This window comes from Phytobacter cepae, from assembly GCF_054165735.1.
On record NZ_CM135107.1, the window covers coordinates 608,372 to 630,106 of the forward strand.

Below are 21,735 nucleotides of genomic sequence, written 5' to 3' on the forward strand. Positions count from 1 at the left end.
TATAAAACCCAGGTTTAACCATGAAACTTCATGCACAGGGCAGCACCCTCGATCTTTCCCATCCGCATGTGATGGGGATCCTGAACGTTACGCCAGATTCCTTTTCTGATGGTGGAACGCACAACACGCTCATTGAGGCGGTGAAACATGCCAACCTCATGATCAATGCAGGGGCAACGATCGTGGATATTGGCGGGGAGTCCACCCGACCAGGAGCGGTTGATGTGAGTGTTGAAGAGGAGCTCGCGCGTGTCATTCCCGTCGTTGAAGCTATTGCCCAACGTTTTGAAGTGTGGATTTCGGTAGATACCTCTAAGCCTGAGGTAATTAAAGAGTCGGCAAGGGTCGGGGCTCACATCATCAACGATATCCGCTCTCTGAGTGAGCCTGGTGCACTGGAGGCGGCAGCGGAAACGGGACTGCCTGTCTGCCTGATGCATATGCAAGGGCAGCCCAAAACCATGCAGGAAGCCCCCCGCTATGAGGATGTGTTTGCTGACGTAAACCGCTACTTTATTGACCAGATTGCACGATGTGAGCGGGCAGGTATCTCAAAAGAGAAATTGTTACTCGACCCGGGATTTGGTTTCGGTAAGAATCTCTCTCACAACTATGCGCTCCTCGCCCGCCTGGCGGAATTTCATCACTTTGGCCTACCGCTACTTGTGGGAATGTCACGTAAAACTATGGTTGGCCAGTTACTCAACCTCGGTCCGAACGATCGATTGAACGGCAGCCTGGCGTGTGCAGTGATTGCAGCGATGCAGGGGGCGCATATTATTCGGGTTCATGATGTGAAAGAGACGGTAGAAGCCATGCGGGTGGTGGAAGCCACATTGTCAGCGAAGGAAAAGAAACGCTATGAGTAATCGCAAATATTTTGGTACCGATGGCATTCGCGGTCGTGTGGGTGACGCGCCTATCACTCCGGATTTTGTTTTAAAACTGGGTTGGGCGGCAGGCAAAGTATTGGCTCGCCATGGTTCACGAAAAATTATTATTGGTAAGGACACGCGTATTTCAGGTTATATGCTTGAGTCTGCACTGGAAGCAGGGCTCGCCGCTGCCGGGCTTTCTGCATCCTTTACCGGTCCAATGCCCACGCCTGCCGTGGCGTACCTGACACGCACGTTCCGTGCAGAAGCTGGCATCGTTATTTCTGCCTCGCATAACCCGTTCTATGACAATGGCATTAAATTCTTCTCCATTGATGGCACTAAATTGCCAGATGCCGTTGAAGAAGCCATTGAAGCCGAAATGGAAAAAGAGCTTACCTGCGTGGATTCTGCTGAACTGGGTAAAGCCAGCCGAATTGTGGATGCCGCTGGTCGTTACATCGAATTCTGTAAAGCGACCTTCCCAAATGAGCTGAATCTCAACGCCCTGAAAATCGTGGTCGATTGTGCCAATGGCGCGACCTATCACATTGCCCCTAGCGTGTTCCGTGAGCTTGGCGCGAAGGTGATTGCCATGGGATGCGAGCCGGATGGCGTTAATATCAATGAAGAGGTTGGGGCGACCGATGTTCGTGCGCTGCAGGCGCGCGTGGTTGCTGAAAAAGCTGACCTGGGTATTGCCTTCGATGGTGACGGTGACCGCGTGATCATGGTTGATCATGAAGGTAATAAGGTAGACGGCGATCAGATTCTTTATATCATTGCGCGCGAAGGGCTACGTCAAGGGCAATTGCGCGGCGGTGCTGTTGGCACGCTGATGAGCAACATGGGGCTTGAACTGGCATTGAAACAGTTGGGTATACCCTTTACTCGCGCGAAAGTGGGTGACCGATACGTCATGGAGAAAATGCAGGAGAAAGGCTGGCGCATCGGGGCTGAAAACTCCGGTCATGTCATTCTGCTGGATAAAACTACCACTGGTGATGGGATCGTCGCAGGCTTGCAGGTCGTTGCAGCAATGGTCCGTAACCATATGACTCTTCATGATCTGTGTAGCGGAATGAAGATGTTCCCGCAGGTGCTGGTGAATGTCCGTTACACCGCAGGCAGTAATGATCCACTTGAAGAGGCGTCCGTTAAAGCGGTTACTGCCGAAGTCGAAGCGGCGTTGGGCAATCGTGGCCGTGTACTTCTGCGTAAATCGGGAACCGAACCGCTTATTCGCGTAATGGTTGAAGGCGAAGAAGAAGCGCAGGTTGTAGATTTTGCTAATCGAATTGCCAATGCAGTGAAAGCTGTATAACGACTGATAAGTGTTTAAAAAGGCGGCATTTGCCGCCTTATCTGTGCACAGTGTTCGTGTTTTTGCTGTTTTTTTCCTCACTTGATACAATGCGATTAAATTGCCCTTGCGAAGGTCATTCGCTTTGGTTAGTATTCACACCCGCTTCTAGTGGGAAACGCTAACAGCCCCGCTTTAATTGGTTTGAAGCATTGAGATGCGGCAACACCGCAAGGAACAGGTTGATTATGTACGAAGCTCTTTTAGTTATTTTCCTTATTGTGGCAATTAGCCTGGTTGGTATGATCATGCTGCAACAAGGTAAAGGCGCTGATATGGGAGCCTCATTCGGTGCAGGCGCTTCTGGTACGCTGTTTGGTTCAAGTGGTTCTGGTAACTTCATGACCCGTACAACAGGTATCCTGGGCACTTTGTTCTTCATCATCAGCCTGGTGTTGGGTAACATCAATACCAACAAAACCAATAAAGGAAGTGAATGGGAAACGTTGAGCGCGCCGGCGAAAACCGAGCAAACTCAGCCAGCCGCTCCGGTACAACCGAGCAGCGATATCCCTAAATAAGAAGTTGTCGTGCTGAGGTGGTGGAATTGGTAGACACGCTACCTTGAGGTGGTAGTGCCCTAACGGGCTTGTGGGTTCGAGTCCCATCCTCAGTACCAATATTCCGAAAGAAAGACGCTGAAAAGCGTCTTTTTTTTTCGTCTGCACTTTCTTCATGCTTCTGTGGAACTTAAGGCACAACGTTAATTGCTGGTTTTGCTGGACGTACAGTGCAATTGAGAAAGCGAAGATAATAAAAAAGGCGCTCTAAGGCGCCTTTTGCATTTCAATATCGCGATTACTTGTCGCTATTTTCCAGATTCTCAACCTGCGGCAGACCATTACTGCTTGATGCAGAGAGCAGGCCGTTTTCGGTATAAGTGAAAAGCTTCGCGCGGGTATCGGTGATGTCCAGGTTACGCATGGTCAACTGGCCAATACGATCGTCCGGTGAGAAAACAGAATCACCTTTCTCCATGGTCAGACGCTCTGCCTGGTAGGTCAGGTTGTCAGACACGGTGTTCAGAATCGAGTAGTCGTTGCCGCGGCGCAGCTCAAGGGTGACTTCACCGGTAATAGCGCTTGCAACCCAACGCTGCAGAGCGTCGCGCAACATCAATGCCTGCGGGTCAAACCAGCGACCTTGATACAGCAGTTTGCCCAACTGGCGACCATGGGAATGATATTGTTCGATGGTGTCTTCGTTGTGAATACCCGTTAGCAGACGCTCGTAGGCGATATGCAGCAGTGCCATCCCCGGCGCTTCATAAATGCCACGACTTTTCGCTTCAATGATACGGTTTTCAATCTGATCGCTCATACCCAGACCGTGACGACCACCGATACGATTAGCTTCCAGCATCAGCTCAACATCATCAGAGAAGGTTTGACCGTTCAGCGCAACCGGATGACCACGCTCAAAACGAACAGTGACTTCTTCAGCCTGGATTTTGACGTTTTCGTCCCAGAACTTCACACCCATAATCGGGTTAACGATTTTGACGCTGGAGTTGAGGAATTCGAGGTCTTTTGCTTCGTGCGTGGCACCCAGCATGTTTGAGTCGGTAGAGTAGGCTTTTTCGACGGACATTTTGTAGTCGAAGCCACACGCAATCATGAATTCGGACATTTCCAGACGGCCGCCCAACTCATCGATAAAATCGGTGTCCAGCCAGGGTTTGTAGATTTTGAGCTCGGCATTGGTCAGCAGGCCATAACGATAAAAACGCTCAATATCGTTACCTTTGTAGGTGCTGCCGTCACCCCAGATGTTAACGCCATCTTCTTTCATCGCGGCAACCAGCATGGTTCCGGTGACCGCACGTCCCAGAGGGGTGGTATTGAAGTAGGTCAGTCCACCGGTTGTATTGTGGAATGCACCACACTGAATAGCGGCAATACCTTCTGCTACCAGTTGCTTACGGCAATCAATCAGACGGGCATTTTCCGCGCCATATTCCTTCGCACGACGAGGAATGACGTCATAGTCGTCTTCATCCGGTTGACCCAAATTCGCAGTATACGCATAAGGAACCGCACCTTTTTTGCGCATCCACAACAGTGCCGCGCTGGTATCCAGTCCACCGGAAAAAGCGATACCGATACGTTGCCCTACCGGAAGATGCTTAAGAATCGTCGTCATAAAATAAATCCCTGCTTAATAAACCTATGGTGAGAGACTTAACAGCCACGCCATGATGATTTTTAACCATGCACTGAACAAGTATTTAGTGAATGATTATGCAAAATAAATGAGTTTTCATTTAAACATCTTTTGGCGATGACAGGAAGAGAAGAGTGTAAATTTCGTTGCCAAAATGGCGGCGAGCGCCGACGAGTTGTGGGAAAAACATTTGGCCCCATAACTATAGGGCCAGGCGCATAAAATGCAAAGCGCATGCGGTTGACAGTGGCTTGTGGTTATCAATATAATGGAGGCCGATTTAACGTCCCGTCTTCGGTACCAAATCCCAGCATTATTTGCAAATCTTCTGCTAAACGAGTAGAATTTGCCACGTTTCAGGCGCGGGGTGGAGCAGCCTGGTAGCTCGTCGGGCTCATAACCCGAAGGTCGTCGGTTCAAATCCGGCCCCCGCAACCACTTTCCCGAAGTGTTCTTTTTCAAATATACTATGAAGACTTAATGCCTTCGTCGCTGGATTTGAAAAAAATACTCCCGGAAGGTTCTCCAGGTCGCAGTTGCGACTTTAGGGTTCAGTTATTTAAAGCCCCGATTTATCGGGGTTTTTTGTTATCTGACTACGAAATAACTGGGCTATATGCCCTTTTTTTATGTCTTGGGGGTGGGCTTGTCCACATTAGAGCAAAAATTAACAGAGATGATCACTGCACCGGTTGAAGCACTGGGCTATGAACTGGTTGGCATTGAATTTGTGCGTAGTCGCACATCTACGCTGCGCATCTATATTGATAGTGAAAATGGCATCACTGTTGAAGATTGTGCTGATGTTAGCCACCAGGTCAGCGCAGTGATGGATGTCGAAGATCCCATCACGGTAGCTTATAACCTGGAAGTGTCCTCACCAGGTCTTGAGCGTCCTTTATTTACGGCGGAACACTACGAGCGTTTTACAGGTGACGAAGTGACACTGGTTCTGCGTATGGCGGTACAAAACCGTCGTAAGTGGCAGGGCATTATTAAAGGTGTCGATGGCGAGATGATCACCGTTACGGTCGAAGGTAAAGATGAAGTGTTCGCATTGAGCAACATTCAGAAAGCGAACCTGGTCCCCCACTTTTAACAGTCTGGATTGAGGTGAAAGGCCCCCGATGAACAAAGAAATTTTGGCTGTTGTTGAAGCTGTTTCTAACGAAAAAGCGCTGCCGCGTGAGAAGATTTTCGAAGCGCTGGAAAGTGCCCTGGCTACAGCAACCAAGAAAAAATATGAGCAAGAAATCGACGTGCGCGTCAGCATTGACCGTAAGAGCGGCGATTTCGACACGTTCCGTCGTTGGGTTATTGTCGAAGAAGTAACCCAACCTACTAAAGAAATCACCCTGGAAGCTGCCCGCTACGAAGACGAAAGTTTTAACGTTGGCGAGTATGTCGAAGATCAGATTGAATCGGTAACCTTTGACCGTATCACAACGCAAACGGCAAAACAGGTTATCGTTCAGAAGGTTCGCGAAGCTGAACGTGCAATGGTTGTTGACCAGTTCCGTGAACATGAAAGCGAAATCATCACCGGTGTGGTGAAGAAAGTGAATCGCGATAACATTACGTTGGATCTGGGCAGCAATGCTGAAGCTGTCATCCTGCGTGAAGATATGCTGCCGCGTGAAAACTTCCGCCCAGGTGACCGTATTCGTGGTGTTCTGTATGCCGTTCGCCCGGAAGCGCGTGGTGCACAGCTGTTCGTGACTCGCTCCAAGCCTGAGATGCTGATCGAACTGTTCCGCATTGAAGTGCCGGAAATTGGTGAAGAAGTGATTGAGATTAAAGCCGCAGCCCGCGATCCGGGTTCACGCGCCAAAATCGCAGTCAAAACCAATGATAAGCGAATCGATCCGGTCGGTGCGTGCGTGGGTATGCGCGGTGCGCGTGTTCAGGCGGTTTCAACCGAACTGGGCGGTGAGCGTATTGATATCGTCCTGTGGGACGACAACCCGGCACAGTTCGTTATCAACGCGATGGCGCCTGCTGATGTTGCATCTATCGTTGTAGATGAAGACAAGCACACCATGGATATCGCAGTTGAAGCCGGTAACCTCGCTCAGGCGATTGGACGTAACGGTCAGAACGTCCGCCTGGCGTCACAATTGAGCGGCTGGGAACTCAACGTCATGACCGTTGATGACCTGCAGGCTAAGCATCAGGCTGAAGCACACGCAGCCATTGATACCTTTACGAAGTATCTCGATATCGATGAAGATTTCGCGACTGTACTGGTTGAAGAAGGCTTTGCAACGCTCGAAGAACTGGCCTATGTGCCAATGAAAGAACTGTTGGAAATCGACGGTCTTGATGAAGCAACCGTTGAAGCGCTGCGCGAGCGTGCTAAAAACGCACTGACCACTCTGGCACTGGCCCAGGAAGAAAGCCTTGGTGATAACAAACCAGCTGACGATCTGTTAAATCTGGAAGGATTGGATCGTGAAATGGCCTTCAAACTGGCTGCCCGTGGTGTTTGTACGCTGGAAGATCTCGCCGAACAAGGCATTGATGATCTGGCTGATATTGAAGGGTTGAACGACGAAAAAGCCGGTGAGCTGATCATGGCAGCCCGTAATATTTGCTGGTTCGGTGACGAAGCGTAATAAACTGTAGCAGGAAGGAACAGCATGACAGATGTAACCGTAAAAACACTGGCTGCAGAGATACAGACCTCCGTGGATCGCCTGGTACAGCAATTTGCTGATGCAGGTATCCCGAAGTCTGCAAATGACTCTGTGTCCGCGCAAGAGAAACAGACTTTACTGGCGCACCTCAACCGTGAAAACGGTTCTGCCCCGGATAAGTTGACATTGCAGCGTAAAACGCGCAGTACTCTCAATATTCCTGGTACCGGTGGAAAGAGTAAATCGGTACAAATCGAAGTCCGCAAAACACGCACCTTTGTAAAACGCGATCCGCAAGAGGCAGAACGCCTTGCCGCGGAAGAGCAGGCACAGCGTGAAGCGGAAGAGCAGGCCCGTCGTGAAGCAGAAGAAGCTGCTAAACGCGAGGCGCAACAAAAAGCTGAACGTGAGGCCGCAGAACAAGCGAAACGTGAATCCGCTGAGAAAGCGAAACGTGAAGTTGCGGAAAAAGATAAAGTGAGCAATCAACAAACCGACGATATGACCAAAACTGCCCATGCTGAAAAAGCCCGCCGTGAAGCGGAAGCTGCTGAGCTGAAACGCAAAGCTGAAGAAGAAGCGCGTCGTAAGCTTGAAGAAGACGCTCGTCGCGTTGCTGATGACGCGCGCCGTATGGCTGAAGAAAATGCAGGTGTATGGGCTGAGCAAGAGAAAGTGGAAGAAGATAAGAGCGATTATCATGTCACCACCTCTCAGCACGCTCGTCAGGCCGAAGATGAAAACGACCGTGAAGTAGAAGGCGGACGTGGACGTACTCGTACGACTAAAGCCGCACGCCCTGCTAAAAAGGGCAATAAGCATGCTGAGTCGAAAGCCGATCGTGAAGAAGCCCGTGCCGCTGTTCGTGGTGGTAAAGGCGGAAAACGTAAAGGTTCTTCTCTGCAGCAGAGCTTCCAGAAACCTGCTCAAGCCGTTAACCGCGACGTTGTGATCGGCGAGACCATCACCGTGGGCGAACTGGCGAACAAAATGGCGGTGAAAGGTTCTCAGGTCATCAAAGCGATGATGAAACTGGGTGCCATGGCCACCATCAACCAGGTTATTGATCAGGAAACTGCTCAGCTGGTTGCGGAAGAAATGGGCCACAAAGTGACCCTGCGCCGCGAAAATGAGCTGGAAGAGGCGGTAATGAGTGACCGTGATACTGGCGCAGCAGCAGAAGCTCGCGCACCAGTCGTGACCATCATGGGCCACGTTGACCACGGTAAAACCTCCCTGCTGGACTACATCCGTTCCACGAAAGTGGCATCAGGTGAAGCGGGCGGCATTACTCAGCACATCGGTGCATACCACGTTGAAACTGACAACGGTATGATCACCTTCCTGGATACCCCGGGCCACGCCGCATTTACCTCTATGCGTGCTCGTGGTGCTCAGGCAACGGATATCGTTGTTCTGGTCGTTGCAGCTGACGATGGCGTGATGCCGCAAACTATCGAAGCAATCCAGCACGCGAAAGCGGCGCAGGTGCCGGTGGTTGTTGCGGTCAACAAAATCGATAAGCCAGAAGCCGATCCGGACCGCGTTAAGCAGGAACTGTCTCAGTACGGCATCATGCCGGAAGCATGGGGCGGTGAAAGCCAGTTCGTCCATGTCTCTGCGAAAGCCGGTACCGGTATTGATGAACTGCTGGACGCTATCCTGCTGCAGGCTGAAGTTCTCGAACTCAAAGCTATCCGTAATGGTATGGCGAGCGGCGCAGTTATCGAATCCTTCCTGGATAAAGGTCGTGGTCCGGTTGCCACCGTTCTGGTTCGTGAAGGTACGCTGCATAAAGGCGATATCGTTCTTTGTGGCTTCGAATACGGTCGTGTTCGTGCAATGCGCGATGAATTGGGTCGTGAAGTCACCGAAGCCGGTCCGTCTATCCCTGTTGAGATCCTCGGTCTGTCCGGTGTTCCTGCTGCGGGTGATGAAGCGACGGTTGTCCGTGACGAGAAGAAAGCGCGTGAAGTTGCGCTCTATCGTCAGGGTAAATTCCGTGAAGTTAAACTGGCTCGCCAGCAGAAATCTAAACTTGAGAACATGTTCGCTAACATGACCGAAGGCGAAGTTCATGAAGTGAACATCGTGCTGAAGGCGGACGTTCAGGGTTCTGTAGAAGCCATCAGCGATTCTCTGCTGAAACTGTCTACCGACGAAGTGAAAGTGAAGATCATCGGTTCTGGCGTAGGTGGTATCACCGAGACCGACGCAACCCTGGCTGCTGCATCGAACGCTATCCTGGTTGGCTTTAACGTTCGTGCCGATGCTTCTGCACGCCGCGTGATTGATGCTGAAAGTCTGGATCTGCGTTACTACTCCGTCATCTACCATCTGATCGACGAAGTGAAAGCGGCAATGAGCGGCAAGCTGTCTCCGGAACTGAAACAGCAGATCATTGGTCTGGCTGAAGTACGTGACGTCTTTAAATCACCGAAATTCGGCGCTATCGCAGGCTGTATGGTGACTGAAGGGATCATCAAACGTCACAACCCAATCCGCGTTCTGCGTGACAACGTGGTTATCTATGAAGGCGAGCTGGAATCCCTGCGCCGCTTCAAAGATGACGTTAACGAAGTCCGTAACGGCATGGAATGTGGTATCGGCGTGAAGAACTACAACGACGTTCGCGTTGGCGATATGATCGAAGTGTTCGAGATCATCGAGATCCAACGTAGCATCGATTAATCGTTTTGTAGGCCGGGTAAGCAAAGCGCCACCCGGCATGAATGATCAAAGGGGCTTAACGGCCCCTTTTTAGTCTGGAGAATTTATCATGGCGAAAGAATTTGGTCGCCCACAGCGCGTGTCACAGGAACTGCAAAAAGAAATTGCCATCATCCTGCAACGCGAAATCAAAGACCCGCGACTAGGTATGATGACCACCGTTTCCGGTGTTGAAGTATCTCGCGATTTGGCTTATGCCAAAGTGTTTGTCACCTTCTTGAACGATCAGGATGAAGCGTCTGTAAAAGCCGGTATTCGTGCGTTGCAGGATGCGTCTGGCTTTATCCGTACGTTAGTAGGCAAAGCGATGCGCCTGCGTATTGTGCCAGAACTAACCTTCTTCTATGACAACTCACTGGTTGAAGGGATGCGCATGTCAAACCTCGTGACCAGCGTGGTGAAACATGATGATGAGCGTCGTGTGAATCCGGATGAAAGCGGCGATAACAAGGAGGACTGATGAGTCGTCCTCGTCGTCGTGGTCGTGATATACATGGCGTATTATTGCTGGATAAGCCACAAGGCGCCTCCAGCAATGATGTGCTGCAAAAGGTAAAACGTCTGTTCAATGCGAATCGTGCCGGGCATACGGGCGCACTGGATCCGCTGGCGACCGGTATGCTACCCATTTGTCTGGGCGAAGCGACCAAATTTTCCCAATATCTGCTTGATTCAGATAAACGTTATCGCGTGGTTGCCCGGCTCGGCCAGCGCACCGATACCTCTGATGCAGATGGCCAGGTCGTTGAAGAGCGTCCGGTGGCCTTCAGTGACGAGCAGCTTGCCGCCGCGCTGGAGAGCTTCCGTGGAGAGACCTCCCAGGTTCCATCGATGTATTCCGCTCTGAAATATCAGGGTAAAAAGCTGTACGAATACGCGCGTCAGGGGATTGACGTCCCGCGTGAGGCACGGCCCATCATCGTGTACGAACTGCTGTTTATTCGCCACGAAGGTAATGAGCTTGAGCTGGAAATTCACTGCTCAAAGGGCACCTACATTCGTACCATCATTGATGACCTCGGTGAAAAGCTCGGATGCGGCGCCCACGTTACTTTCCTGCGTCGTCTTGCTGTCAGCAAGTACCCGGCGGAGAGAATGGTGACACTGGAGCAGTTACAGGCTTTAGTTGAACAAGCGGAGTCACAGGCTGTTCCTTCAGCCGACCTTCTGGATCCCTTGCTGATGCCGATGGACAGTCCGGCGGCGGATTATCCCATCGTAAACATCACTGCTGTTGTGGCGGCGTATTTTAAAAATGGTCAGCCAGTGCGTACGGATGGGATAACCCAGGAAGGGCTGGTACGGGTTACAGAAGGTGAAAATGCAGTGTTTATCGGTATGGGTGAAATGGGGGCTGACGGGCGACTTGCGCCACGCCGCCTGGTTGTTGAATACCCGCCAGTCTAAGCCTCACCTTGCGATAAACAGACACTGCGAGTAGAATATTGCCGCTTAATGCCGGGCAATTGTTTAACACTGTTTTGGCATTACACTGGGGTAGCTGAATTAGAGATCGGCACCCTTTCATTTTTTTATCACTGGAGTTCAAAATGTCTCTAAGCGTTGAAGCTAAAGCAAAAATCGTTTCCGAGTTTGGTCGTGGCGAAAATGACAGCGGTTCTACCGAAGTACAGGTTGCCCTGCTGACTGCTCAGATTAACCACCTGCAAGGTCACTTTGCAGAGCACAAAAAAGATCACCACAGCCGTCGTGGTCTGCTGCGTATGGTTTCTCAGCGTCGTAAACTGCTCGACTACCTGAAACGTAAAGATGTTGCACGCTACACCGCGCTGATCGAGCGTCTGGGTCTGCGTCGCTAAGTCTGGCGAGTTTCAGAGAAAGGGGCCGTAAGGCCCCTTTTTTCAACCAGACGGCAGCAATTAACGGTACAATAATGTATTGTTGCTAAGAATGATCTTCGTTGCAGAGGTTCGCGCGGCTAATGAGAGGCTTTACCCGGAGAACACGGGTTAGGGTTGTCATTAGTCGCGAGGATGCAAAGAGGATCGGGTTTAAACGACAGCACTCTGAAGATGTGCTGCCATTCATTAAGAAAGGATAATACTTTGCTTAATCCGATCGTTCGTAAGTTCCAGTACGGGCAACATACCGTCACGCTGGAAACCGGCATGATGGCACGTCAGGCCACTGCAGCCGTTATGGTTAGCATGGATGACACCGCGGTATTCGTTACCGTTGTTGGCCAGAAAAAAGCAAAACCAGGTCAGGACTTCTTCCCACTGACCGTTAACTACCAGGAGCGTACCTACGCTGCCGGTAAAATCCCGGGTGGCTTCTTCCGTCGTGAAGGCCGTCCAAGCGAAGGCGAAACCCTGATTGCGCGTCTGATTGACCGCCCGGTTCGTCCGCTGTTCCCGGAAGGCTTCGTTAACGAAGTTCAGGTTATCGCTACTGTGGTTTCCGTAAACCCGCAGGTTAACCCGGATATCGTTGCAATGATTGGTGCATCCGCTGCACTGTCCCTGTCAGGTATCCCGTTCAATGGCCCTATCGGTGCCGCGCGCGTTGGTTATATCAACGACCAGTACGTACTGAACCCAACCCAGGAAGAGCTGAAAGCAAGTAAGCTGGATCTGGTGGTTGCAGGTACCGAAGGCGCAGTGCTGATGGTTGAATCCGAAGCTGAACTGCTGAGCGAAGATCAGATGCTGGGCGCAGTGGTCTTCGGCCACGATCAGCAGCAGATTGTTATCCAGAACATCAACGACCTGGTGAAAGAAGCCGGTAAACCACGTTGGGACTGGCAGCCAGAAGCAGCAAATGACGCGCTGAATGCACGCGTTGCTGCCCTGGCAGAATCTCGCCTGAGCGATGCTTACCGTGTGACCGATAAACAAGAGCGTTATGCTCTGGTTGACGTAATCAAATCTGAAACCGTTGCTGCTCTGCTGGCGGAAGAAGAAACCCTGGACGCTAACGAACTGGGTGACATTCTGCACGCAATCGAGAAAAACGTCGTTCGTAGCCGCGTACTGGCTGGCGAACCGCGTATCGACGGTCGTGAAAAAGATATGATCCGTGGTCTGGATGTACGTACTGGCGTGCTGCCACGTACTCACGGTTCTTCTCTGTTCACCCGTGGCGAAACTCAGGCGCTGGTAACGGCGACTCTGGGTACCGCACGTGACGCACAGAACATCGATGAACTAATGGGCGAGCGTACTGATTCGTTCCTGTTCCACTACAACTTCCCTCCGTACTCCGTAGGGGAAACCGGTATGGTCGGTTCGCCGAAACGTCGTGAAATTGGTCACGGTCGTCTGGCGAAACGCGGCGTGCTGGCAGTGATGCCGGATGCAGACAAATTCCCGTACACCGTCCGTGTGGTGTCCGAGATTACTGAATCCAACGGTTCTTCTTCGATGGCTTCCGTTTGTGGTGCTTCTCTGGCGCTGATGGACGCAGGTGTGCCGATTAAAGCCGCTGTTGCAGGTATCGCAATGGGTCTGGTGAAAGAAGGCGAAAACTTTGTTGTTCTGTCTGACATTCTGGGCGATGAAGATCACCTGGGCGATATGGACTTTAAAGTTGCCGGTAGCCGCGAAGGTATCTCTGCGCTGCAGATGGATATTAAAATCGAAGGCATTACCAAAGAGATCATGCAGGTTGCTCTGAACCAGGCAAAAGGTGCGCGTCTGCACATCCTGGGTGTGATGGAACAGGCTATTAACGCACCGCGTGGCGACATTTCTCAGTTCGCTCCGCGTATCCATACCATCAAGATCAATCCAGACAAGATCAAAGATGTTATCGGTAAAGGCGGTTCTGTTATCCGTGCGCTGACCGAAGAGACCGGCACGACTATCGAAATCGAAGATGACGGTACCGTGAAAATCGCAGCGACCGACGGTGAGAAAGCGAAATTCGCGATTCGCCGTATCGAAGAGATCACTGCTGAAATCGAAGTGGGCCGTATCTACAGCGGTAAAGTGACCCGTATCGTTGACTTTGGCGCATTTGTTGCCATCGGTGGCGGTAAAGAAGGTCTGGTTCATATTTCTCAGATCGCCGACAAACGCGTTGAGAAAGTGACTGATTACCTGCAGATGGGCCAGGAAGTACCGGTAAAAGTTCTGGAAGTTGATCGCCAGGGCCGTATCCGTCTTAGCATTAAAGAAGCTACCGAACAAACTCAGCCTGCAGGTGCGCCGGAAGCGCAGCAAGCAGAGCAGGGCGAGTAAGGTTGTTTTGCCCTCCACTACGGTGGAGGGCGCATTATCGGGCAGGACGCCGTGTTTGCAGCCGGGGGACAGGACGTTCATCCAATTGTTGTCTTCGGGAGTGGGAAATGAAGCCTTTTTTGCGCTGGTGTTTCGTTGCGACAGCTTTAACGCTGGCAGGATGCAGCAACTCTGCCTGGCGTAAGAGCGAAGTCCTCGCGGTGCCATTGCAACCGACTTTGCAGCAGGAAGTGATTCTGGCACGCATGGAACAAATTCTTGCCAGTCGGGCTTTATCCGATGATGAACGCGCACAGCTTTTATATGAGCGCGGAGTGTTGTATGATAGTCTCGGTCTGAGGGCACTGGCGCGAAATGATTTTTCACAAGCGTTGGCCATTCGACCCGATATGCCTGAAGTATTCAATTACTTAGGCATTTATTTAACGCAGGCAGGCAATTTTGATGCTGCCTATGAAGCGTTTGATTCTGTACTTGAGCTTGATCCAACTTACAACTACGCGCACTTGAATCGCGGAATCGCTTTGTATTACGGCGGTCGTGACAAGTTAGCGCAAGATGATCTGCTAGCGTTTTATCAAGACGATCCCAATGATCCTTTCCGTAGCCTGTGGCTTTATGTCGCCGAGCGTAAGCTTGACGAGAAGCAGGCAAAAGAAGCACTGTCCCAGCGCTTCGAAAAATCGGATAAAGAGCAATGGGGATGGAACATTGTCGAGTTCTACCTGGGCAACATTAACGAAGCTACGTTAATGGAACGCCTGAAGGCGGACGCAACGGATAACACCTCGCTCGCTGAGCATCTCAGTGAAACCAACTTCTATTTAGGTAAGTACTACCTAAGTCTGGGGGAAAAGGACAGCGCTACGGCACTGTTCAAATTAGCGGTCGCTAACAACGTACACAACTTCGTTGAGCACCGTTATGCATTGTTGGAATTATCGCTCTTGGGCCAGGAGCAAGACGACCTGGCAGAATCGGACCAGCAATAGCTGACGACATAGACATCAGCCCGTAATCTTTTGATTGCCATCATCTTAACTGGTGAGGGCGTTGTTGTTCGTCAATACATCTACTTTGAGCCGGTTCACACTTTTCAATGAAAATTGCAGATCAATTTCACGATGAGTTATGTAGACTGGCCGCCACTGACATTGAGGCACTCGTACTACATGGCTGAATTCGAAACCACTTTCTCCGATCTGGGGCTGAAAACCTCTATTATTGAAGCCCTTAACGATCTCGGTTACGAAAAACCTTCTCCGATCCAGGCTGAGTGCATTCCGCACCTGCTGTCTGGTCGTGACGTGCTGGGTATGGCCCAGACCGGTAGCGGAAAAACTGCAGCGTTCTCGCTGCCGCTGCTGAACAACATTGACCCGGAACTGCGTGCACCGCAGATCCTTGTACTCGCTCCAACCCGTGAACTGGCTGTTCAGGTTGCAGAAGCGATGACTGATTTCTCTAAACATATGCATGGCGTAAACGTGGTAGCCCTTTATGGCGGCCAGCGTTATGACGTGCAGCTGCGCGCCCTGCGTCAGGGACCACAAGTTGTTGTGGGTACCCCGGGTCGCCTGCTCGATCACTTAAAACGTGGCACGCTGAATCTGTCCGGCCTGAAAGGTCTGGTACTGGACGAAGCCGATGAAATGCTGCGTATGGGCTTCATCGAAGACGTTGAAACCATCATGGCGCAGATCCCGGCTGAGCATCAGACCGCGCTGTTCTCTGCAACCATGCCGGAAGCCATTCGTCGCATTACCCGTCGCTTTATGAAAGAGCCTCAGGAAGTGCGTATTCAGTCCAGCGTGACGACTCGTCCGGATATCAGCCAGAGCTACTGGACGGTATACGGTATGCGTAAAAACGAAGCGCTGGTTCGTTTCCTGGAAGCAGAAGATTTTGATGCGGCGATCATCTTCGTTCGTACCAAAAACGCGACTCTGGAAGTGGCCGAAGCGCTGGAACGTAGTGGCTACAACAGTGCTGCGCTGAACGGCGATATGAACCAGGCACTGCGTGAGCAGACGCTGGAACGTCTGAAAGACGGTCGTCTGGATATCCTGATTGCAACCGACGTGGCAGCACGTGGTCTGGACGTTGAACGTATCAGCCTGGTTGTTAACTACGACATCCCGATGGATTCCGAATCTTACGTTCACCGTATCGGTCGTACCGGTCGTGCGGGTCGTGCTGGCCGTGCGCTGCTGTTCGTTGAGAACCGTGAACGTCGTCTGCTGCGTAACATCGAACGCACCATGAAGCTGACCATTCCAGAAGTGGAACTGCCGAACGCAGAACTGCTGGGCAAACGCCGTCTGGAAAAATTCGCCGCCAAAGTACAGCAGCAGCTGGAAAGCAGCGATCTGGATCAGTACCGTGCGCTGCTGGCGCAAATCCAGCCGACCGCGGAAGGTGAAGAACTGGACGTTGAAACACTGGCCGCTGCGCTGCTGAAAATGGCACAGGGCGAACGTTCTCTGATCGTTCCGCCTGATGCGCCGATGCGTCCTAAGCGTGAATTCCGTGAGCGTGACGAGCGTTTCGAACGTCGCGGCGATCGTAATGACCGTGGCCCGCGTGGCGACCGTCCTGAGCGTGGTGGTGAAGATCGTCCACGTCGTGAGCGTCGTGATGCTGGCGAAATGGAACTTTATCGTATCGAAGTGGGCCGTGATGATGGTGTTGAAGTGCGTCACATCGTGGGTGCTATCGCTAACGAAGGTGATATCAGCAGCCGTTACATCGGTAACATCAAACTGTTTGGTACGCACTCTACCATCGAGCTGCCGAAAGGCATGCCGGGCGAAGTTCTGCAGCACTTCACCCGCACGCGTATTCTGAACAAACCGATGAATATGCAACTGATGGGTGATGCTCAGCCTCGCGCGGACCGTGGTCCTCGTCGTGATGGCGATCGTCCTGCTGGCGGTGGTCGTAACTTCGGTGGCGGTGAGCGTCGTGAAGGCGGCCGTAACTTCGGTGGCGGCGAACGTCGCGAAGGCGGTCGTGGTGAAGGTCGTAGCTTCAGCGGTGAGCGTCGTGCTCCACGCCGCGAAGAAGGCACCAGCCGTCGTCGCTTCGGTGATGCATAATTACCGGTAGTGCTGCTTTACAAGCTGTAAAGTTTTAAATACAAACCCCGATGAAACCATCGGGGTTTCTTTTATCTGTTTTGTACTCCTGTACTGGTACAATGTTGCGGTATTCATGCTTACAGGAGCAAACTTTCATGGCAACACTGACAACCACTCAAGCAACGCCTTCGTTGCTGGCCGGCGTGGTGATTATTGGCGGGACGGTCATCGGCGCAGGCATGTTTTCATTGCCCGTGGTTATGTCAGGTGCGTGGTTTTTCTGGTCGATAGCGGCACTCGTTTTTACCTGGTTCTGTATGCTGCATTCCGGTCTGATGATTCTTGAAGCTAACCTCAACTACCGCATTGGTGCGAGCTTCGACACCATCACCAAAGATCTGTTGGGGCGTGGCTGGAATGTGATTAACGGTCTCTCAATTGCCTTTGTGCTTTATATCCTCACCTACGCCTATATCTCGGCGAGCGGCTCTATCCTGCACCATACCTTTGCGGAAATGTCGTTTGATATTGCGCCTCGTGCTGCCGGGCTGGCCTTTGCATTTCTGGTCGCCTTTATCGTCTGGCTTTCTACGCGTGCTGTCAGCAGGATGACAGCGATTGTGCTCGGTGCCAAAGTCATAACCTTCTTCCTGACCTTTGGCAGCCTGTTAGGCCACGTGCAGCCAGCAACGCTCTTCAACGCGGCGGAAGCGAATACCTCCTACACCCCCTACCTGTTGATGACATTGCCTTTCTGCCTTGCCTCGTTTGGTTACCACGGTAATGTCCCCAGCCTGATGAAGTTTTACGGGAAAGATCCGCGAACTATCACGCGCTGCCTGGTTTACGGCACGCTGCTGGCACTGGGGCTGTACATGGTGTGGTTGCTGGGGACAATGGGTAACATTCCGCGTCCTGAGTTTATTGGTATCGCCCAGAAGGGCGGCAATATCGATGTGTTGGTGCAGGCGCTGAGCGGTGTGCTGAACAGTCGCAGTCTGGATCTGCTGCTGGTGGTCTTTTCTAACTTTGCCGTTGCCAGTTCATTTTTGGGGGTAACACTTGGTTTGTTTGATTACCTGGCAGACCTGTTTGGCTTTGATGACTCCGCCCTTGGGCGCTTCAAGACCGCGCTGCTGACCTTTTTACCGCCGATGGTGGGTGGATTGCTGTGGCCGAATGGTTTTTTGTACGCGATTGGTTATGCGGGACTGGCGGCCACCATCTGGGCGGCGATTGTCCCTGCCTTGCTGGCAAAAGCGTCGCGTAAGCGTTTTGGTAGCCCGGCATTTCGCGTCTGGGGCGGCACACCGATGATTGTATTAATTCTGCTGTTTGGTCTCGGCAATGCGGTGGTGCATGTGCTGTCGAGCTTTGATCTGTTGCCGGTGTATCGGTAGACAGAACAGTCTGATCCCCTCACCCTCTCCTTGTGTGAGAAGGTGAGGGGGAAACGCTACCTCAGCAGTTCCTCTTTCACCTGCATCGTCAGGTCAAATGAATGCAGACGGGCCTGATTATCAAAGATCTGTCCGTTGACCATAATCTCATCGGCCTGGGTTTCACGCAGAACGGATTCAAGCCCATGACGCACCTTCGCTTTATCGCCAACCAGCGACATGCTCAACGCCTGTTGAACGCCATACTGCTCGGAGGCCGACCAGAGCTGATGCATATTCTCCACCGGCGGTGGCAGTTGCCCGGTTTCCCCACGACGCAGCTTCACAAATGCCTGCTGCATTGAGGTAAACAGGAACTCCGCATCGCGATTGCTGTCGGCGGCGATAACGTTGATACAGACCATCGCGTACGGCTTGTCGAGGCGCGCCGACGGTTTGAACTGGGTACGATAGAGGTGCAATGCCTGGAAGAGCATATCCGGGGCGAAGTGTGAAGCAAAAGCAAACGGCAGCCCAAGCTGTGCGGCCAGCTGTGCACTGTAGAGGCTGGAACCCAACAGCCACACGGGGATGTGTTCGCCATAGCCGGGAACCGGGCGCACCTGTGGGTTCGGGTTGCGGGCATCAAACCAGTCCACCAGTTCAGCGACATCGCGCGGGAAGTTATCGACATCGCCGCTCATATGGCGGCGCAGGGCGCGCATCGTGGGCTGGTCGCTTCCAGGCGCACGGCCCAGACCTAAATCGATACGTCCGGGATAAAGGGTATTCAGCGTACCGAACTGTTCGGCAATCACCAGCGGCGAATGGTTGGGCAGCATCACACCACCGGAACCCAGGTGCAGGGTGGTAGTATTAGCTGCCAGATACCCAATCAGTACAGAGGTCGCTGCGCTGGCGATACCGACCATATTATGATGTTCAGCCAGCCAGTAGCGGTGATAACCTCGCTTTTCGGCCAGGCGAGCAAGGTCCAGTGAGTGTGAAAAGGCATCTCGCGCCGAGAAGCCTTGCGGGATCGGTGCCAGATCCAGCACCGAAAACGGAATAGTTTTATCAGTCATGTCAGCTCACTTTGTTGACGGCGAATTATTTAATAGTGCATGAAAATTCGATAACCGTTGTTAACAAAGTGAGCTTTTACATTTTATCCTTCACGCCGCCTTGATGCAGCTTGCGTGATTTTGCGTATCTTTACTGCTGGAGTTGTAAGCCTGGCAGGCGTCGCCAGTAGCCGTTGCACTCGCTATTCGCTGTCAGTGGTAGCGGGGAGGTGCCCTGTTCATTGGCCCGGAAGGCATCAATCATGGCAAAGGTCTCCTCGCCCATCGGAGAAAGACGCACCATATCGACAAGACCCGCCATCGATTTCAGCTCGTTACCAAGGTTATATACGTAGCCACTCATGGTCTGAATACCATTAAGCACAAACACCTGCTGATTTTCCTGCGACAGCATGTCACGCCCAAGGGGATATTTTATGCAGCAGGTTTCACACTCATCTTTCGGCCTGTCTTCTGAGCGTGCGGTGAAGCAGCGCGCAGAGTAAGCCAGCGGCAGGTGGCCATAACTCAACACTTCCACTTCGAACTGTTCGCGGATGCCCAAATCGCTGCACTGATTAAGCAAATTGATTAGCCAGTCGCGTGAGAGCTCAACCGGCATGCACCAGCGCGTCATACCTTGCTTAAGCAACAGGCGCAGCGTGACCGCATTGTAAACATTCAACGCATGCCCTGCGACGAACGGCAATTTACGCTCGGCACAAAGGTTAACAACGCCAAGGTCGCTCGCTTCCAGCAAGAAGTCGCCGTTATCGATGTAGCGCTTGAGTTCGTTCAGTTCTGAGGAGGCTTGTACCAGCGCCAGGGTGGAAATCACCACCTGTTTGCCGCTGCTGGCGAGAGATTTTGCCAGATCCAGCCAGTCGCCCACTTTGGTTGCCCGACGTTTACTGCACACGGCCTCACCGAGATAAACAACATCCGCACTACTGACGGCAGCCTGCTGGTAGAAGGTCTCCAGCGTCTCTTTTGACCAGTAGTACAGCACCGGTCCGAGTGAATATTTCATCATGTTTCCTACTGCCATTTGCGATGGTACGCGCCAAGAGTCGTTTGCGTGCCTTCCGACATCGCCCCCAGCGTACTCATCCAGCCAGGCTCTGGGGCATAGTGCTGGGGATCGGTCATGCAGCGGTCAATGGCCTGTCGCCAGACTTTGGCCACCTGGCTCACATACGCCGGGCTTCGCTGGCGTCCTTCAATTTTGACGGAGGCAATATTGGCTGCCAGCAGCTCAGGCAGCAGCTCGAGGGTATTCAGGCTGGTGGGCTCTTCGAGGGCATGATAACGCTCGCCATCCACCCGATAGCGCCCCTTACACAGCGTTGGATACCCTGCGTTTTCGCCATCCTGATAACGGTCAATCAGCACGTCATTCAGCCGTGATTCCAGCCCTTGCGGCGTTTGCTGCCAGCGCACAAACCGAGCGGGAGAACAGGCTCCGACGGTATTGGGTGATTCACCGGTCAGGTACGAAGACAGGTAACAGCGCCCCTCTGCCATAATGCACAGGCTGCCGAAAGCAAACACTTCCAGCGGGACAGGGGTGACGCGGGCGAGTTGTTTCACCTGATGAATCGACAGCACGCGCGGGAGAACCACGCGGGAGACGTCAAAGTGGCGATGATAGAATCGGATAGCTTCTTCATTGGTGGCCGACGCCTGAACAGAAACGTGGCGTTCGATATGCGGATAACGCGCTGCTGCATACTCCAGCATTGCAAGGTCGGCCAGAATCAGCGCATCCGCCCCCATTCCTGCCGCCATGTCCACGGCCCGTTCCCAGCGTTGATAGCCATCAGGATGGGCAAAGGTATTGATAGCAATGTGCAGCTTCCGTTTATGCTGATGAACAAAACTCACCGCTTCCTGCAGTTTTTTCTCAGTAAAGTTGAGGCCAGCGAAGTGGCGGGCGTTGGTATCGTCTTTCAGACCGATATAGACGGCATCGGCGCCGTTTTCAATGGCCGCCTTGAGCGCCGGGAGGTTTCCGGCCGGGCAGAGCAACTCCATAATATTTCCTGCAATCCGGGGCACGCAGGCCCAGACAACCCGTTGGGGTCGCTAAATTGTTAATGAACTGGGATTCTAGTTAACCTGGTTGCGACAATTTTTGATTTGAGGCAGTTAAATGTGTATTGGTGGTGGCAATAATCGATGCATTCTTCTTACGTAATTGTTGATTTACGCCGCCATGGCATCTATTTGATATGGCAAAATAG

Annotated in this window: 18 protein-coding genes and 2 tRNA genes; 16 read left to right on the top strand and 4 right to left on the bottom strand. The window is 52.2% G+C overall.

Annotated elements, in window-relative coordinates; all coding sequences use genetic code 11:
• The first annotated feature begins 20 nt into the window (after nt 1-20).
• The 4 genes from folP (at nt 21) to ACUY4Q_RS02960 (ending at nt 2,857) form a co-directional block, all read left to right on the top strand.
• Nucleotides 21-869 carry a dihydropteroate synthase gene (folP, locus tag ACUY4Q_RS02945; RefSeq protein ID WP_458045615.1) on the top strand — a complete coding sequence of 283 codons (849 nt, stop codon included), beginning with the start codon at nt 21-23 and terminating at the stop codon, nt 867-869.
• Nucleotides 862-2,199, top strand: coding sequence for a phosphoglucosamine mutase (gene glmM / locus ACUY4Q_RS02950; RefSeq protein ID WP_458045616.1), 1,338 nt, complete (start codon nt 862-864; stop codon nt 2,197-2,199). Before folP ends, glmM begins: the two co-directional genes overlap by 8 nt.
• A 227-nt stretch (nt 2,200-2,426) precedes the next feature.
• A complete protein-coding gene (secG, locus tag ACUY4Q_RS02955) occupies nt 2,427-2,759 on the top strand; it encodes a preprotein translocase subunit SecG (RefSeq protein WP_458045617.1) in 333 nt (110 codons plus the stop codon).
• A gap of 11 nt (nt 2,760-2,770) precedes the next feature.
• Nucleotides 2,771-2,857 (top strand) — tRNA-Leu (locus ACUY4Q_RS02960).
• Between the two features lie 179 nt (nt 2,858-3,036).
• Here ACUY4Q_RS02960 and argG read toward each other — a convergent pair.
• A complete protein-coding gene (gene argG / locus ACUY4Q_RS02965; protein WP_458045618.1) occupies nt 3,037-4,380 on the bottom strand; it encodes an argininosuccinate synthase in 1,344 nt (447 codons plus the stop codon).
• 382 nt (nt 4,381-4,762) lie between these two features.
• Between argG and ACUY4Q_RS02970 the strand changes: the two genes are divergently transcribed.
• From ACUY4Q_RS02970 to mtr, 12 genes are all read left to right on the top strand, one after another.
• Nucleotides 4,763-4,839, top strand: a tRNA-Met gene (locus ACUY4Q_RS02970).
• 208 nt (nt 4,840-5,047) lie between these two features.
• On the top strand, nt 5,048-5,500 hold the full coding sequence (gene rimP / locus ACUY4Q_RS02975; RefSeq protein WP_437887888.1) for a ribosome maturation factor RimP: 453 nt from the start codon (nt 5,048-5,050) through the stop codon (nt 5,498-5,500).
• Between the two features lie 28 nt (nt 5,501-5,528).
• Nucleotides 5,529-7,016 (top strand): transcription termination factor NusA, encoded by a 1,488-nt coding sequence (gene nusA, locus ACUY4Q_RS02980; RefSeq protein WP_458045619.1) that lies wholly within the window; start codon nt 5,529-5,531, stop codon nt 7,014-7,016.
• Nucleotides 7,017-7,040: 24 nt separating this feature from the next.
• Entirely contained in the window at nt 7,041-9,728 is a 2,688-nt protein-coding gene (infB, locus tag ACUY4Q_RS02985; protein WP_458045620.1) for a translation initiation factor IF-2, read from the top strand.
• A gap of 88 nt (nt 9,729-9,816) precedes the next feature.
• Nucleotides 9,817-10,227 carry a 30S ribosome-binding factor RbfA gene (gene rbfA, locus ACUY4Q_RS02990; protein WP_458045621.1) on the top strand — a complete coding sequence of 137 codons (411 nt, stop codon included), beginning with the start codon at nt 9,817-9,819 and terminating at the stop codon, nt 10,225-10,227.
• Entirely contained in the window at nt 10,227-11,174 is a 948-nt protein-coding gene (gene truB, locus ACUY4Q_RS02995) for a tRNA pseudouridine(55) synthase TruB (RefSeq protein ID WP_458045622.1), read from the top strand. Before rbfA ends, truB begins: the two co-directional genes overlap by 1 nt.
• Nucleotides 11,175-11,317: 143 nt before the next feature.
• Nucleotides 11,318-11,587: a 30S ribosomal protein S15 gene (gene rpsO, locus ACUY4Q_RS03000; protein ID WP_004385056.1), complete on the top strand. Its 270-nt coding sequence runs from the start codon at nt 11,318-11,320 to the stop codon at nt 11,585-11,587.
• A 246-nt stretch (nt 11,588-11,833) separates the two neighbouring features.
• Nucleotides 11,834-13,969, top strand: coding sequence for a polyribonucleotide nucleotidyltransferase (gene pnp, locus ACUY4Q_RS03005; protein WP_458045623.1), 2,136 nt, complete (start codon nt 11,834-11,836; stop codon nt 13,967-13,969).
• A 107-nt stretch (nt 13,970-14,076) separates the two neighbouring features.
• A complete protein-coding gene (gene nlpI / locus ACUY4Q_RS03010; RefSeq protein ID WP_458045624.1) occupies nt 14,077-14,961 on the top strand; it encodes a lipoprotein NlpI in 885 nt (294 codons plus the stop codon).
• Nucleotides 14,962-15,068: 107 nt separating this feature from the next.
• Nucleotides 15,069-15,149, top strand: coding sequence for a protein YrbN (gene yrbN / locus ACUY4Q_RS03015; protein ID WP_123349176.1), 81 nt, complete (start codon nt 15,069-15,071; stop codon nt 15,147-15,149).
• Nucleotides 15,142-17,067 (top strand): DEAD/DEAH family ATP-dependent RNA helicase, encoded by a 1,926-nt coding sequence (locus ACUY4Q_RS03020; protein ID WP_458045625.1) that lies wholly within the window; start codon nt 15,142-15,144, stop codon nt 17,065-17,067. Before yrbN ends, ACUY4Q_RS03020 begins: the two co-directional genes overlap by 8 nt.
• A gap of 137 nt (nt 17,068-17,204) precedes the next feature.
• Nucleotides 17,205-18,449: a tryptophan permease gene (mtr, locus tag ACUY4Q_RS03025; RefSeq protein WP_458045626.1), complete on the top strand. Its 1,245-nt coding sequence runs from the start codon at nt 17,205-17,207 to the stop codon at nt 18,447-18,449.
• 56 nt (nt 18,450-18,505) lie between these two features.
• Here mtr and ACUY4Q_RS03030 read toward each other — a convergent pair whose 3' ends face one another.
• The 3 genes from ACUY4Q_RS03030 to ubiU form a co-directional block, all read right to left on the bottom strand.
• Complete coding sequence (locus tag ACUY4Q_RS03030; RefSeq protein WP_458045627.1) at nt 18,506-19,513, bottom strand: luciferase-like monooxygenase; 1,008 nt, start codon at nt 19,511-19,513, stop codon at nt 18,506-18,508.
• Nucleotides 19,514-19,643: 130 nt separating this feature from the next.
• Nucleotides 19,644-20,522, bottom strand: a complete 879-nt coding sequence (locus tag ACUY4Q_RS03035; protein ID WP_458047243.1) for a U32 family peptidase — start codon at nt 20,520-20,522, stop codon at nt 19,644-19,646.
• A gap of 8 nt (nt 20,523-20,530) precedes the next feature.
• On the bottom strand, nt 20,531-21,526 hold the full coding sequence (gene ubiU / locus ACUY4Q_RS03040; RefSeq protein ID WP_458045628.1) for a ubiquinone anaerobic biosynthesis protein UbiU: 996 nt from the start codon (nt 21,524-21,526) through the stop codon (nt 20,531-20,533).
• Nucleotides 21,527-21,735: the final 209 nt, after the last annotated feature.

Coding starts and splice junctions, on each gene's coding strand:
- folP (WP_458045615.1), top strand. CDS start 21: ATGAAACTTCATGCACAGGGCAGCACCCTCGATCTTTCCCATCCGCAT.
- glmM (WP_458045616.1), top strand. CDS start 862: ATGAGTAATCGCAAATATTTTGGTACCGATGGCATTCGCGGTCGTGTG.
- secG (WP_458045617.1), top strand. CDS start 2,427: ATGTACGAAGCTCTTTTAGTTATTTTCCTTATTGTGGCAATTAGCCTG.
- argG (WP_458045618.1), bottom strand. CDS start 4,380: ATGACGACGATTCTTAAGCATCTTCCGGTAGGGCAACGTATCGGTATC.
- nusA (WP_458045619.1), top strand. CDS start 5,529: ATGAACAAAGAAATTTTGGCTGTTGTTGAAGCTGTTTCTAACGAAAAA.
- infB (WP_458045620.1), top strand. CDS start 7,041: ATGACAGATGTAACCGTAAAAACACTGGCTGCAGAGATACAGACCTCC.
- rbfA (WP_458045621.1), top strand. CDS start 9,817: ATGGCGAAAGAATTTGGTCGCCCACAGCGCGTGTCACAGGAACTGCAA.
- truB (WP_458045622.1), top strand. CDS start 10,227: ATGAGTCGTCCTCGTCGTCGTGGTCGTGATATACATGGCGTATTATTG.
- rpsO (WP_004385056.1), top strand. CDS start 11,318: ATGTCTCTAAGCGTTGAAGCTAAAGCAAAAATCGTTTCCGAGTTTGGT.
- nlpI (WP_458045624.1), top strand. CDS start 14,077: ATGAAGCCTTTTTTGCGCTGGTGTTTCGTTGCGACAGCTTTAACGCTG.
- yrbN (WP_123349176.1), top strand. CDS start 15,069: ATGAAAATTGCAGATCAATTTCACGATGAGTTATGTAGACTGGCCGCC.
- ACUY4Q_RS03020 (WP_458045625.1), top strand. CDS start 15,142: ATGGCTGAATTCGAAACCACTTTCTCCGATCTGGGGCTGAAAACCTCT.
- mtr (WP_458045626.1), top strand. CDS start 17,205: ATGGCAACACTGACAACCACTCAAGCAACGCCTTCGTTGCTGGCCGGC.
- ACUY4Q_RS03030 (WP_458045627.1), bottom strand. CDS start 19,513: ATGACTGATAAAACTATTCCGTTTTCGGTGCTGGATCTGGCACCGATC.
- ACUY4Q_RS03035 (WP_458047243.1), bottom strand. CDS start 20,522: ATGAAATATTCACTCGGACCGGTGCTGTACTACTGGTCAAAAGAGACG.
- ubiU (WP_458045628.1), bottom strand. CDS start 21,526: ATGGAGTTGCTCTGCCCGGCCGGAAACCTCCCGGCGCTCAAGGCGGCC.